The following is a 13,457-nucleotide window of genomic DNA, read 5'->3' as shown; positions in this document are numbered from 1 at the left end:
AGAAGCGTTTTGGTGATCAACTACCTGCGACGCCGGTACAGTGGCTCAGCGATAACGGTTCGGCCTACATCGCCGAACAGACGGGCGGAGGCGTCCTTGGAAAGCCGTCTGAAAGGGTGTATACACCAACAAAAACAGCATTGGCGATTGCTTATTTAGTAAGAAAAGAGTGGTGGGTCAAGGCTATGAACTTACGGCTTGAAACAAGGTCAGGCATTATAATCAATGCCCGACGAATTAGCTGATCGTATACTCATGGAAACCATGCGCAAGACGGGCAAGAAGAAGGTTGAAGAGTTTAGCGATCTCATGATGAACATAAACAACAAAAAAGTACCACTCGAACGCTATGAGAAAGCATTTGTTTATCTGCAAAATGAACTGCGCACTTGGGCCTTCCTCAATGATATCGTCGCCGATATCTAAAAGAAATTTGACAGGGCCTTTGGTCTGAGTAATAAAATTCAAATGTTTGACATGCTCGCTGCTCACAAACAAAAGCTATACGATGCAAAAATCCAAAAATTGACATGTTTTATGTGGTGGCGACAGATATTTTTACGCAGGCAAAAATAGCAGCACTGGCGCCGGTAAATTCACCTTTCAGCAAAAAAACTCGATAAACTACTGGTAGTTTATCGCAATGCGAAACGAAGCGTACGCCAAGCTCAGCTCGAATTAAAGGACTAAAGGACGGCCCTCTTGCAAGTACACCCTATGAAAATGAGCTAAGAAGTCTGGCTGCAGAAAAGTTTAATGACAAAAAATAGAAATGTATGTCCCAGGATTGATGACGGCCTTTACGAATGATGGCGCTCCTTACGTCATAGTTGCCAGGAAGGCAGATAATAAAATGCATTTTTCCTGCAGTGAAGAATCTATTTTTTAAGTAGTGATCTTGGTAGGTATTTAACTCCGTTAGAATTTTCAACTAAAAAACAACCATAGACCAAAGCTAACCCTTCCGCAAAAAAACACACCGACACAAACACTTCTAACCTACTGGACACATCCAAAGCATGACCCTCCTATTAAGTAGAAATGGGGGCACTGGCTTCTGCACAGGTGTCATACGCGAATTTCTGGAAGCGCCAAAACTAGAGTCAATGATATCATGGATGGCATTCGCGCAGGCGCAGTGACAATTAAAACTGTAGGGCGGTATTATTGTACGGCATGGCCCGGGCAACTCCCGGTGGTGGCAGGGGAGCGTGGCGTGCTGCCTTTGAGCGAAAAGACGACACCTGGAACTTAAGGGGATTTATGATTATCACCCAAATCATAGATTTACTGTATGGGGAGAATAAAACGGCGACCTCCAAGGAAATTCCGAATGATTTTTAACCGCGCTGAAATGCAGGGCGGCCGCAAAGACTGAGTGCGCCACCTTGCCATTGCGTTGTGGTGCTCCCTCTGTCCGTGTGATCTAAGGCTGGTGATGTCACGCCCGCGCGCCCCGCGAGTGGTGGCGGAGGCGGAGGTAGAGGGGGGATTACAGGTGCGGCAACAGGCGACAAAGTTCGGAAGCGTGGCGAATGCCCAGATTCTGTTGGGGGAGGGGCTGATATTATCGCGAGGAAGTCAACGACAATCTTTTTTCATTTAAAAAGTACTGAGTGCATTAAATGATCGGCGGTGATAAAAATAATCTATTCCATCGTCTGTTTAGTGCATGGCCCAGATGAATGTGATCCCATCATCGCGAAGGTTTCACGTCGACGCGGCAGGGGTTAAAATAACTCGTAAGTGCTCTGGAGTTCTTGGCGCGATTGTCCAGGGCAATCGATAATGCCGCATGGCCCTTGGGAGCCGGAATGTGCCGTTGAGAAATGCAGCGTGCGATATATAGGGACTGTGAATAAGTGATGACGGCTCCTTAGAGCACGATAGATGTTTTTGTTTTAGGTGATTTGAGTTAACTGCTAGTGCGATTGTACAAGTTGGCAGTATTTGAGTTTTTTAGTTGTTTGTATAAAAAACATGCTGACCAATCATGGTGGTTTTCTTCAGTGTTTTACGCCACGCAGGATGTAGGGTGTGCGAATGAAAATGCGTTGCACCATACGTGATATCGTGATGCTTTCGATCAACGACACGCTTTGCTATGCGTTTTGCTCTTGCCCATGCAATGGGTTCTTGTGTTTTATTTTTATTGCTGTTAGTCCAAGAAAACTGATTTTTTTCATAAACTACCCGACAAACCTCGGAAGGTTGCCAGTCGGCGCGGTTCATGGTGACCATGGCTACTGCAATTTGTCCATCGATAGGTTCGCCGCGTGACTCGTGATAAATATTCAGTGCCAGGCACATTAAGGCTGCTTGCAGGGTCATAAACGTCTCTATGGCCAAAGCCATCGAGTATTGGGAGATTATCGATGCTTAAGCTTTACATTAATCGAGTTCACGCAGTGGTGTGATTTTGTAGAAAGCTTGAGGTAGTTCGTATAGGATATGTCTTGAATGCGGAGGGGGCGTGTGACAACGGTCTGTTTCGATTTATTTCTCCACGCAATCATCCGGCCGGGAATGTTTGATCCAATCGAACAGCCGTGCTCATTCCTGGCGCGTGCAGGTTTTTGATAATGAACTGGCTGATTGCATTGAGCCGGGTATGCGCATTCTCGTTTTTAACTCTGTCTGTATTAACCGAGGCTCAAAGTTGGCGTGCCAAATTGTTTTATAAGGCGACAGTGCGAATTAGAACTGTGCCACTCACTGCGCGCTGATCGGCGACCTGTTTCGCCTTGAGTTGGGCGCTACCTTGATTCAAATGGTAATTGGCGAGCGCACCACACCAAGACATATGTTGACCCGCTTAAGAGGTCGTCCCTGGCAACGGGCGTGCGTTTGTATATCCCTGATCTATTTGAGTGTATCGACTAACTCGACGGTGGATCTATTGATTTGCCAGCACTGGTCGCTGGCAGGCTGCTCTTAAGGGTACTAAGGATTAGAAATGTGCGAGATGATCAATGGAACAGCCTGGGTAGTTAAAGTCGCTGGCCAAATCCAGTGAACAGGCAAGCGTTTTGGGTTAGTGTCCTCCTCTCAACCAAGAAGTGAGGGTGCCTGCACTGGCGTACTGACGGATGATTGATTGATAACCGTCAAAACGGGTGTTGATTTCACTGACCTGATTACCGTAATGATCATTTTCGGCGGTCAATACATCCAATAATGTTCGTTTGCCTAAGTGATACCATTGCTGATAGAACGCATCCCTAATTCGGTCCGATTCCACCGAAAGCTCGCTGTACAGCTGCGCACGCTCCAATTGTGTTCGGGCATCATTGTCTGCCGTGCGGATACGAAATTCCAGATCTCGCATCTGTTGCGCCATTTCTTGACGGCTTGCACTGGCCCGGCTAAGGGCGGCTCGTTCGGATGCGCGCGTGGATCCGCCGCGAAAGGCGCCCCAGGTCATGTTTAGATTAGTCTGCCAAGCTTGCTGATCACCCAGTGTATCTTCTGCGGTACTTTTGCTGATAGCCCAATTCAACTGCGGCAAGCCGGAGGCTCGTATGGCCTCGGCCTGTAGGTCAGCGGCTTCGGCCTGGGCATTTGCCTGGCGCAATGTAGGATGGTCTTTGGCAGCACTGATCAGTTGCTCCAGGTTGGCCATTCTGATATTCCATGCGGGACTTTGGGGAATGGGTACTGGCCTGTCACCGACCAGTTTGAGTAAATTGATTTCAGCTTCACGAGCTTTTGCTTCGGCTGCGTCGGTAAGTGCTTGAGCTTGTAGCAGCCTAGCCTTGGCCTGGGTCAGTTCGCTGTTACGGCCTTTGTCGACAGCAACAATACCTGCAAGCATTTTGACCAGCTCATCCATGCGATCGGCAAAGTCCTGACTACGCTCTCCGATCAGACGCTGTTTGCCGAGCTCGATCAGGGTGCTAACCACGTCAAAGCTGGTATCTTCGACTTGTGCCGCGACACCGTTATCCGCAGCGCCGGCGAGTTTCTCCCGGCTGTTGATTGTTTTATCTATCCGCCCCCAGTCGAACAGCATGGTATTGACGGCTACGCTCAGACCTCCGCTACCACCACCAGTCTTATTTCCTCCACCAAATTCAACGCCAGGGCTTTGAGTTCCCACTTCGACTTGTGGCCACCGCTGTCCTTTCGCTTCATCGACATCGGAAAGAGCTGCGTCGCGCTCTGCGTGAGTTCGAAGGACCTCTGGGCTACGTTCGAGGGCCGTTTCAACGGCACGTAGAAAGATCAGACGTAATTCATTTTCATTTGGACCCGTTACCGGAACACTTCCCTGGGCGGCGAGTCGAGGAGATAGCGCTAAGTATTCTACTGCGGAGACGCTACCCGGCGATTGTCGGGTGTTTACTGCCTGCGCGGTTTGCTCTGTTCGTGTTACCTGGTTTTTTAGCTGCGGCTGACTAACTGGTGGTGTATTTGTCATTACCCGAGGAGCGGGGGGAGGCGTCCGGGTTGCTTCGGTAACCGGTTGAAAATTTAAGTCTATATTATAGGGGGGCGCAGACACAGCTATCGGCGCCGCTGCTCGATCAGAGGGTGGCGTGCGTGAGGGCAGAGTTGTAGCTTGAGATTGAGGAGCGGGACCAGGCTTGTCTGCAGGGCTCACACGTGCGAATTGTAGAAGCTTTTCTTCGGCCCAAGCCTGTTGAGTGCTCAATGCTCCCAATGCACTAAGCAAAATCAGACGACTGGTCAGCGTTAATTTACACTTGAAAAATGAGGTTTTCACGCTCACCGCTCCCGGAATGCTTCGCGTGCTTTGAGCACAGGTTTAAGCAGGTAATCGAGAATGGTTTTTTCGCCGGTACGAATTTCTACGGATGCCACCATCCCGGGGATGATAGGTAAGGATTTGCTGCCCGCAGTCAGGTGGCTGGAGTCCGTCAATACCAACACTCGATAGTAAGTGTCGTCAGCTCGGCCGGCGGCAGCCTTTTTGTCATCTTTCAAGGTGTCGGGACTGATGTGCTCAACGGTGCCCTTGAGTCCGCCATAAACGCTGTAGTCGTACGCGGTGATTTTAACCGTCGCTTTTTGCCCGGGCCTTAGGAACGCCACATCGGAGGGACGGATTTTACCTTCCACCAGCAATTGGTCTTCCAGTGGAATGATCTGCATGATCGGTTCACCGGGCTGGATGACCCCGCCTCGGGTGTTCACAGCAACGTTTTTAACGGTGCCGCGAACAGGCGCATTGATAGTCGTGCGCTCCATCACGTCCGCGCGACCGACCAGGTTCTCGCTCGTTTGCGACAGCTCCATCTCAAACTTCGCCAATTCGGCGTTGGCTTCGGCTTGATAGCGGTTTATGCGTTCGACGATTTGAGTTTTGATGTCGTTGGCTTGACGTCGCATCCTCAGAATTTCGACCTCCGACATAAGACCCTTTGCGGCAAGCGGCTCGGCCAATGTAATTTCTCGTGTCGACAGTGTGTAGCCGCGCTCAAGGGCTGCAATACTCTCATTGAGCGCTTTTTTGCGGGCTGTATAAGCCTGGATTTCCTGCTTTACTACTGCAGGATCCTCTTTGGTCAAATCACCGAACTCCAAGGGTTGCTGATACGCTTCTGCTCGCAGGCGAATAATGCTGGCCCGCAAACCAACTACTTTGGACAGCGCCTCGCGGTAACTGGCTTCTGCTCGCGTAGGATCGATGCGCAGCAAAATTTGCCCCTTTTCGACAATATCGCCTTCACGGACATGCATATCCATAAGGATGCCGCCCTCCAAACTCTGGATAATCTGCTCGCGGCTCTTGGAGATGATTTTGGCCTCGCCCAACGTGATTTCTTCAACTCGGGCAAAATAAGCCCACACCAATGCGCCGACTAAGACAGTTGCCATGAGATGTAAGATCAGCCGTGATCCCGGAGTGGCCTGCGTCAATAACGACTCCCGGATATCATTCATGTAGGCCGCGTCCCCAGGCTGCAACGCGGTGCTGGTCGGCTTTGAAAAATAGTTCTTGATTCGGCTTGTCATAGGATTTCCTACTGAGCAGAAGAAGCGTGCGATGCAGTGTTCACTTGTGCCTGAGTGATGTCGGTTGGGGCCTGTTGATTGCGTTTGCTTGGGCTCATGGACGGTCGCGCCGGTGTTTGAGTTGACGCAACAGGTACCGAGGACTCCGACGAGGTGCTTTGTGAAGATTCGTCGATGGGGGATTTCTGTTCTGTGTTGACGCCCGTTGCTGTGGAGACGTCAGCCTTGCGAGGCTTCTTGGCGCCAAGGGAGGAGGGGGCACTCATTGCTGCCAGAATGGTGTCTTTTGGGCCGTCAGCGACGACCTTGCCCTCTTCCACCACAATGATGCGCGTGACGAGGCTCAATAGTGACGGGCGATGAGTTACCACGACCAGGCTTTGACCTTCTGTCGCCCTATGCAGGTGCTGTATAAATGCGGCTTCCGTTTGAGTATCCATAGCACTGGTTGGCTCATCCAAGAGGAGCAGTTTCGGTCTGGCGAGCAGACTGCGGGCCAAAGACACTAGCTGGCGCTGCCCCCCTGAAAGCCCTTCACCCATTTCGCCGATGGGCAAGTTAATGCCCTTGGGATGACGAGCCGCTACCTGATCCAGTCCGGTCAGACGCAGAACACGAAGAAACTCCTCCGCCGTCGCCTCAGGCCGGCCGATCATCACGTTTTCACGTAATGAGCCATAGAACAGGCGGGCCTCCTGTCCAACGTAACCCACAGCTTTACGCCAGTCGGCCGGGTCAATTTGATTGATGTCCAGACCGTCGGAAAACATTTGCCCCCCTACGGGGGAATACAAACGGGCCATGACGCGTAGCAACGTGGATTTACCACTGCCGACGCGGCCTAAAATAGCGACACGCTCTCCCGGTTCAATTATCAGGCTTATGGCCTGCAATACAGGAGGGTTGGGTTGCATTGGGGGGGCAGGGTAGGCAAAACCTACTCCCTTGAGAGTCAATTGGCCTCTCAATACGGGGTTGCCCAGGTATTCACGCGACACATCGCGGTCGACGGGCAATTCCATCAGAGCACTTAGGGAGCTCAGGGCGGCCTTGGCTGACTGAAAGCGTACGGCAAGTCCGACTACCTGGCTCAGGGGGGCTGTTGCGCGACCGGCGAGCATCACCGTTGCGATCAGGGCGCCCATGCTCAACTCTCCCGCATCGATGATGTAAACGCCTAGCACAATCAACGCCACGGTCTGGATCTGTTGAACAAAGGCAACCGTGCCGGTGGCCACGCTCGACAAGGATTTCGACTTCATTGAGGTGGCTGAAGAAAGCGCACTGAAGGTTTCCCAGCGACGCTGCATATAGGCCTCGCCGCCGACAGCCTTGAGCGTCTCCAGTCCTTCAATGGACTCAATGAGCACTCCCTGCTTCAAGGAGGATTCACGCAGGTTTTCTTTCATCGTCCGGGCCAGCGGCCACTGAATAGCAATACTGATAATCAGGATCAGAGGAATCAGTAACATGGGCACCCAGCCCAGCGGCCCTCCAATGAAGAAAATAACGGCGATAAACATTAATACGAACGGCAGGTCTGTCAGGGTGGCTAGTGTTGCCGAGGTCGCAAAATCACGTACTGACTCAAACTCGCGTAATTGGTTGGCAAAGGCACCCGACGAGGCAGGCTTGTGTTCCATTTGAATGGCCAGCGCTTGGCGAAATAGCATTGTGCCCACCACCAGGTCGACTTTTTTTCCGGCGACGTCTATTAAGTAAGCCCGAACGTAACGGGCAACGGCTTCAAACACCATGGCGACGACGACACCGATGGCCAGGGACCACAGCGTAACGAAGGCCTGATTGGGCACCACTCGGTCATAGACGTTCATGGTGAAAAAGATACTGGCCAAGGCCAACACGTTGATCAGTACGGCCCCAATGGCCGCGCTGCGGTAATAGCGCCGGTAACGCCATAGTGTGCTGAAAAGCCAATGCCCCGCGGGGCGCAGGCTTTCTTCGCCGGCACGATTGTCTGCCTTGGCCTTGAGCTTGGCTAGAATGGCAAAACCGATGTACAGCTCATCGAATTCGGCCTGAGTGATCTCAATCGGCTCCGGATTGATTTCCGGCAGTATCACCTGATACAGGCACGCGCGCTTATCCTCGGCATCAGGGTCGGGTCTGCGGCCAAGGAAAATGCCGCCTCCATGATCCTTGCGCAGTAGAATCATCGGTACCAATGAAATGGGCAGCGCGCGAGCTCGGCGTTGGACCAGTCCAGCTCTGAAACCAGCGTTGGTCAAACTGTCCAAGGCCAATGAAGGTGTTAACAACCCTACCTTGGGAAGGCCTGCGGTCAACGCTTGCGGTGAGCGCTCGACGCCATAATGTTCACACAGCCAGGAAACGCTTAGCAGAAGGGTGTCTTGAATCTCTGGTTGGGAGGCAAATATGTCTCGCCTCTCCGCTTGCACGTCGGCAGGCGCGTGATCAATTGCCATCAGTAGGGTCCTGATAAAAGTAAACCACCCAATGGTGGCTCGAATGATGGGTGCGGCTGGTGCAAGGCTTTTGTTCTATAATTAATGGTGCTGTAGTTGATGTGATGAATATAATTTATAAATTATCAATTGCCGATATATGGAGGGAATGAGATCTGTCTCAAATAGTGGGGAGGCGCGCGCGGGGATTTTAGTTGGGTTTTAGAGGGGTGTTTATTGTCATGTATTAAATGTATTTAGAAGTGAGATTTTGCATCGAAAGCATACGGCAGGTGCGATGCTTTGGATGTTGTTAATCTGCTCGGAATTGATTTCGGACTGAGAAAGTCTAGACGCTGAATTTGCGGTGTTAAATGGGAAGTTCGATTGTAATTGTTATCTTCTATGTGGGCAAGACTATTGTAGGGTGATGGCTTCGCCGCATTCTGCATTTTTAAAATTTAGATATATGCCTAGGCCTTGGTGCTCCTAGTTTTCCGACATTTAATACGCAGCATCTTTTCTTGGTAATACCCTCGGAGGGGGGGCTACGAATCTGGAGCCATTTGTTCTGCGGTGGAGCTCCCTTGAAGGTGTTTACCACTCTGATCTTTAGCCCGGGACCTTGTCACCGAAAAGTCGTCTGTGACGTCCAATCCGAAATCATCCTCCACAATCCCATCATCGTCGCTAAAAAGGCTCTGCGGACGGCGTTCCTGTTTGAAAATGGCGAAAAGCTGCGGCCCTTATGCGACACCGTCCACGTTTACTTGCCCGTCGAAGTGACTTATCAGATTTAAGCGAAGATCATTTTTCACGCAGATGTTGACCGGGAAAACGCCATGGCGCTTGTGTAGGCAGCGGCTGAGGCCTATGCAATTGAGCGACGTGCCGGGTAGTGGCGAGACTCGTCCCGCAGCAGATAATTGGTCAATTGCAGGTGCGGGGTGTGTACCAGGTGCAACTTACGATTCTCGATTCCCGATGCCTTGCAGCAACTGCTAAGCCATGAATGGGCCAACTGCGCTTCAGTTGCGTTGATCGATGCTGGCACCGCACATGGTTGAGCAACAAATGCCCCCAGCGCTGGCAGTCGACGAACGTTTTACCCTGCTTTGGGAGCGGCTCAACGAGATCCTCGAAGAGCTCGATCTCAAGGTCATGTTGGTGTACCTGGTCGACCTGGTTAAGCCGTCGTTGTTACCGCTTCTGGCCGAACAGTTCTTCGTGCTCGACGAGGTCGCTTGGCAACTGGCTGAATCCGCCGATGCTCGCCGAAACCTCATAAAGAACGCTGTTGAACTGCACCGCTACAAAGGCACGCCTTGGGCGGTACGAGAGGATATCCGGCTGCTTGGCTTTGGAGAGGTCAGCATTCAGGGGGGACTGGGCGGAGCCTCTTATGAGGGCTCTACCACCTTTAACGGCTTCAACACCTACGGCAGTTCGAGCAGCTGGCCGTTGTACCGACTGATCATGACACGCGCCATCACCAACGATCAGGCCGCCTCGTTGAAGCAAGCACTGCTGTCCATCGCCCCGAAACGGTGTCGTTTGGTCTCACTGGAATATCCAAGCGTCGCCATTCGTTACAACCAAGCGGCTGCCTTCGACGGCCAATATCATTATGGGAGCAGCACCTGATAGCGACATTGCCAGAGGAGTCAGACTATGCGTCGGCATTTATGGGATTGGGACCGGTGACCCGGAGTTAGGTGGTCCTTGGGGGTATCGCCAGTCAGCAAGCCCCCGAGCTTGCCGGGTGTACAGCCTGGCTGAAAGTGCGCGCTGACGGGTTGCTCGATGGAACCATGAATGCAGGGCAGGCGGCCAAAGCACTGAAGCTCCATGGCTCGGTCTTTTTCATTTACAGGCGCCTTCCCGAGAGCGGGACAGTCGATGGTGGCGCAAACGTCAGTATCAGCACCACCTTGACCACAGTGGGGTGGCGCCTGGCACCTAAAGCAACGTGACGGTCAACCTCAAGGGGCCATCACCGACGGGCCAATTTAGCGTTAGATGACCTACCGGACATCACTTTCGCCGACTTCAAAAACCCACCGACCTCCTTGGGGGGAGATGGCATAACCGATGCCATATCCAGTCACTGTCCTGTACTGACTGGGGCCCCTGAAGCGCCCACTGCGCCGCAGTTCGACAAAGACCAGTCGCTTGCGAATACTGAATTTGTGCAACGTTCGCTCGGCAGCTTTAGGGGCGCACGAGCAGTGGCTGACGACGCCCCGTTGACTGTTGACGATATCGGCACGGTTATCTTGTTCCAGGGCGGTGCTGGTCTCACACGGAACTGCCGCCCTTTGCAGATCTTCCTGACGGCGCCGGGGTTATTTTCCTCCATAGCAGTGCGGCGGGAGAGGTATCAAGTGCTGCCGCAGGGCGTCAAATCAACGACGGTTATCTTTGGCGCACGTCTTATCCAATTGCCAGTGCCACCTTCCTGTACGTCGTGAAGATTGGCACCCTTTGGCGGTGTTTTGGTACCGCCGCCTTAGGCGTCGGAGCTCCCGTCAGCAGCATGATGGCGATAGCGATAGACAGGTCTGAGCAAGCCACTCAAAGAGCTTGGCGCAACAACCAGATAGTCTGAGTGATGCGTTGGTAACCCGTCATCGCGATCAAATCGACCGCGGTGCCGAGATGACGCTGAAAGCTGAGCAATACGGCGCGTTGCAGGCTTATCGCCAAGCGCTGCGGGATTGGCTAAGTACAGTTGGGTTTCCCGACCCGCAGAGCCGTCCCGAACGGCCAAGCTGGCTTGCGTTGTCACTTGCGCCCAACTCAACGTATAACTAATCACTGAAAAAGAGTTCATGCGAGCTTGCTTGGGTTTTTCCGTCTTCTACACTCAGGCGTGTGAAGCAAGTGCCTCCGGGCATGTCGCTTCGTACCTCAGCTAACAAGGCATTTTGGAGTCCTGACCATGAATCTCAAGTCCATCGTTCAGAAAGCTTTCTATGCCACCGCCATGACCAGCGTTTTGCTGGCAGCTCAGCCAGCGTCTGCAGCGCCGTTCGATTTTATTCAGACCACTACCAATTCGGTATTCGATTTGCTCAAAAACATTGCCGATGTGGCGTACGTTGAGTTGGATGGTATTGTGAACCCACATTAAATTTTTGCTTTCATACCGCTGCTCCGGGCTCAATCACAAGTGTTGAAGCATTTCCGGGGCAGCACATCTACATGTCGTAGAGGTCTTTAAACCTTGTTTGGAAGGCGGCGCGAGCCAATCCGACACACCTCACTTAAATCCCTTTGCGATACGTGCAAAATAATTAGCAGTCATTCATCTCACACTTGTGCTCTTATTTATCGGGCGGCATCATCGTAGCGCTCGCCGTCATGCTTCGAGCCATACCCCAATATGCTTGCAGCGTGACAAGCTGAAAACCACGGCTCTTTGAGCGGGACTTGAGTCGGCACGTCGCATACAGCATCGGTGACCACTTTGATCTCGACTTTACCGTTGATCTTCATCACGCTATTCCCTCAAGCGCCCAACAAAAAGTACGCAGTGATACATTGTATGTCGGGGGTGGTGGCAAAATCCTTGCCAACAGGGCATACCTTATGCTCTACGTTTGATCCATTGGCGCTGCCCCGCTGGCCGCCATGGGGGGGGGGGGCGACCTCCATCGGTCATCGCGACGAATCGTAATTTAACCAATCGGATACGGTTGGCTGACAAGTCGGATGCATAATGAGGGTCGGGCGCTTTTGCACAAGTCAGAGCCGAGTTGGTGATCACCGCGTTGAGTATGGTTTATGAGTGCTTCGGCGCGTTCGATTGCATCAAGATGTTTTACAGCCAAAATCGAGGTCATGCGCTCAACAATGAGGTATCGCCGGTAAGGTTTGAAAGACGTAATGCAGTGCACCCCTGGACTGTTGAGAAAATCCGAGTCAATTCAAAGGGTCGCCGTGACGATACCCTTATGCCGGTTCCCGGTCGCTGGATACATTGATCCAATGCGCTGACACGGTGGGATGCTGACGCAAAAACCATGCTGCGCTAGTCGACGATGGGAGCAGAAGACATTTCAGGTTTTTGGTGCTGGCGTTCGCAGCGCACCAACTTTGAGCGAAGTCCTATATCCGATTAGGCGGAATGTTTTTTATCGTCTTATGCACCCATTCAAGGGTGAGAGGCGGGAGTCAAGATGCTAAACACTGCACAACTGGATGCTTTTTCCACCTTGCTAAGGGCGAGCAGCGAATACAACGCTTTACTCCAAATTTGGATGGAATCCAGCTGGGACGGGCGTGCAGCTGCAATGACGCAAGTCCAAGTAGTGGCGTTAATTAACGCTACTGATCTGGTTACGCAGGCTCTGCTCAAGTTAGGTCCTGATCTTAAGGGCGTGCAGCAGCAGATTGGTCTGAACGCTGTTGAGTCACATCTGATGGAAGTCGCCATCAGGGATGTTTTTCCAGAAAAGGATTTCGTCAACAATGAGGAGTCGCAAAAAATGATACGTGAAGAGTCGCGAGCGTTATCCGATATATTGGCGGGATATAAGGCGTGTAGCGCGACGCTGTTGAGCTGGATTAATGCCACTGAACCGGGGTGTCCGAGGGCAATAACTCGTGAGCAAATAGATGAGATTTTGGCAGTAAATGAACGGACAATGCGCGCAATGGTGACGTTGGAGTCGGGTATCAAAAAAATCTAGGCATGGTTCATGCTTCCTGTTCTAAATTTTGAGTCCTCATCGGCACACGTTCCCCGTCATGAGGCTTTACCTCCTAAAGGTAAATAGCGTTAACGGCGGATTGCGAGCCCTGAATAAGTGGCCGTACTCATTGGGTTAGCGCAATTTTATTGAGGAGATGCCACTATTTTTTTTCTATTTCCCAATATCCCTAATTGAGGTGGACACGTTCGTATCTGAGGGGGGGAATCGTCTAGGATCGACTGTGTTTGATACAATGCCAAACGACCACCGCCACAGTCGAAAAACGGTGAGTTCATAAAAATAACAAACAGTGGGTCTTCGACGCTCTAGTGTCCTGAGCGGTTAATCCATTAAT

Annotated in this window: 10 protein-coding genes and 1 pseudogene; 6 read left to right on the top strand and 5 right to left on the bottom strand. The window is 51.9% G+C overall.

What is annotated here, in order from left to right; all coding sequences use genetic code 11:
* Both J7E41_RS27655 and J7E41_RS27650 read left to right on the top strand, forming a co-directional pair.
* Positions 1–245: pseudogene (locus J7E41_RS27655) on the top strand (hypothetical protein); the annotation flags it as partial.
* Positions 226–426 carry a hypothetical protein gene (locus J7E41_RS27650; RefSeq protein ID WP_214997406.1) on the top strand — a complete coding sequence of 67 codons (201 nt, stop codon included), beginning with the start codon at positions 226–228 and terminating at the stop codon, positions 424–426. The pseudogene J7E41_RS27655 and the gene J7E41_RS27650, both read left to right, overlap by 20 nt.
* Before the next feature lie 1,533 nt (positions 427–1,959).
* On the opposite strand, the gene J7E41_RS27645 is transcribed toward J7E41_RS27650, so the two are convergent.
* From J7E41_RS27645 to J7E41_RS27630, 4 genes are all read right to left on the bottom strand, one after another.
* Complete coding sequence (locus J7E41_RS27645) at positions 1,960–2,331, bottom strand: cell wall hydrolase (RefSeq protein ID WP_251029725.1); 372 nt, start codon at positions 2,329–2,331, stop codon at positions 1,960–1,962.
* A gap of 703 nt (positions 2,332–3,034) precedes the next feature.
* Entirely contained in the window at positions 3,035–4,726 is a 1,692-nt protein-coding gene (locus tag J7E41_RS27640; protein ID WP_353049437.1) for a TolC family protein, read from the bottom strand.
* Positions 4,727–4,728: 2 nt separating this feature from the next.
* The gene (locus J7E41_RS27635) at positions 4,729–5,979 is read right to left on the bottom strand and encodes an HlyD family type I secretion periplasmic adaptor subunit (protein WP_214997405.1); all 1,251 of its coding nucleotides are present in this window, start codon (positions 5,977–5,979) and stop codon (positions 4,729–4,731) included.
* An 8-nt stretch (positions 5,980–5,987) separates the two neighbouring features.
* The gene (locus J7E41_RS27630; RefSeq protein ID WP_251029724.1) at positions 5,988–8,426 is read right to left on the bottom strand and encodes a type I secretion system permease/ATPase; all 2,439 of its coding nucleotides are present in this window, start codon (positions 8,424–8,426) and stop codon (positions 5,988–5,990) included.
* Between the two features lie 1,038 nt (positions 8,427–9,464).
* Here J7E41_RS27630 and J7E41_RS27625 point away from each other — a divergent pair.
* From J7E41_RS27625 to J7E41_RS27615, 3 genes are all read left to right on the top strand, one after another.
* The gene (locus tag J7E41_RS27625; protein WP_214997404.1) at positions 9,465–10,049 is read left to right on the top strand and encodes a phage tail protein; all 585 of its coding nucleotides are present in this window, start codon (positions 9,465–9,467) and stop codon (positions 10,047–10,049) included.
* Positions 10,050–11,063: 1,014 nt separating this feature from the next.
* Complete coding sequence (locus J7E41_RS28475) at positions 11,064–11,219, top strand: phage tail assembly chaperone (protein WP_214997403.1); 156 nt, start codon at positions 11,064–11,066, stop codon at positions 11,217–11,219.
* A 127-nt stretch (positions 11,220–11,346) separates the two neighbouring features.
* Positions 11,347–11,538 (top strand): hypothetical protein, encoded by a 192-nt coding sequence (locus J7E41_RS27615; protein ID WP_214997402.1) that lies wholly within the window; start codon positions 11,347–11,349, stop codon positions 11,536–11,538.
* 197 nt (positions 11,539–11,735) lie between these two features.
* Here J7E41_RS27615 and J7E41_RS27610 read toward each other — a convergent pair whose 3' ends face one another.
* On the bottom strand, positions 11,736–11,903 hold the full coding sequence (locus J7E41_RS27610) for a hypothetical protein (RefSeq protein WP_214997401.1): 168 nt from the start codon (positions 11,901–11,903) through the stop codon (positions 11,736–11,738).
* 683 nt (positions 11,904–12,586) lie between these two features.
* On the opposite strand from J7E41_RS27610, the gene J7E41_RS27605 reads away from it, so the two are divergent.
* Positions 12,587–13,099, top strand: coding sequence for a hypothetical protein (locus tag J7E41_RS27605; protein WP_214997400.1), 513 nt, complete (start codon positions 12,587–12,589; stop codon positions 13,097–13,099).
* Positions 13,100–13,457: the final 358 nt, after the last annotated feature.

It is taken from the genome of Pseudomonas fluorescens (assembly GCF_018614655.1).
GTDB classification, from domain to species: domain Bacteria; phylum Pseudomonadota; class Gammaproteobacteria; order Pseudomonadales; family Pseudomonadaceae; genus Aquipseudomonas; species Aquipseudomonas fluorescens_BX.
The sequence above is the reverse complement of the archived record's forward strand: the minus strand, read 5'-3'. Positions and strand labels throughout refer to the sequence as shown.

Bases quoted from the DNA above. Each gene is read 5' to 3' on its own strand.
- J7E41_RS27610 (WP_214997401.1), bottom strand. From the start codon at position 11,903: ATGAAGATCAACGGTAAAGTCGAGATCAAAGTGGTCACCGATGCTGTA.
- J7E41_RS27650 (WP_214997406.1), top strand. From the start codon at position 226: ATGCCCGACGAATTAGCTGATCGTATACTCATGGAAACCATGCGCAAG.
- J7E41_RS27645 (WP_251029725.1), bottom strand. From the start codon at position 2,331: ATGACCCTGCAAGCAGCCTTAATGTGCCTGGCACTGAATATTTATCAC.
- J7E41_RS27615 (WP_214997402.1), top strand. From the start codon at position 11,347: ATGAATCTCAAGTCCATCGTTCAGAAAGCTTTCTATGCCACCGCCATG.
- J7E41_RS28475 (WP_214997403.1), top strand. From the start codon at position 11,064: ATGACGCTGAAAGCTGAGCAATACGGCGCGTTGCAGGCTTATCGCCAA.
- J7E41_RS27635 (WP_214997405.1), bottom strand. From the start codon at position 5,979: ATGACAAGCCGAATCAAGAACTATTTTTCAAAGCCGACCAGCACCGCG.
- J7E41_RS27605 (WP_214997400.1), top strand. From the start codon at position 12,587: ATGCTAAACACTGCACAACTGGATGCTTTTTCCACCTTGCTAAGGGCG.
- J7E41_RS27630 (WP_251029724.1), bottom strand. From the start codon at position 8,426: ATGGCAATTGATCACGCGCCTGCCGACGTGCAAGCGGAGAGGCGAGAC.
- J7E41_RS27625 (WP_214997404.1), top strand. From the start codon at position 9,465: ATGGTTGAGCAACAAATGCCCCCAGCGCTGGCAGTCGACGAACGTTTT.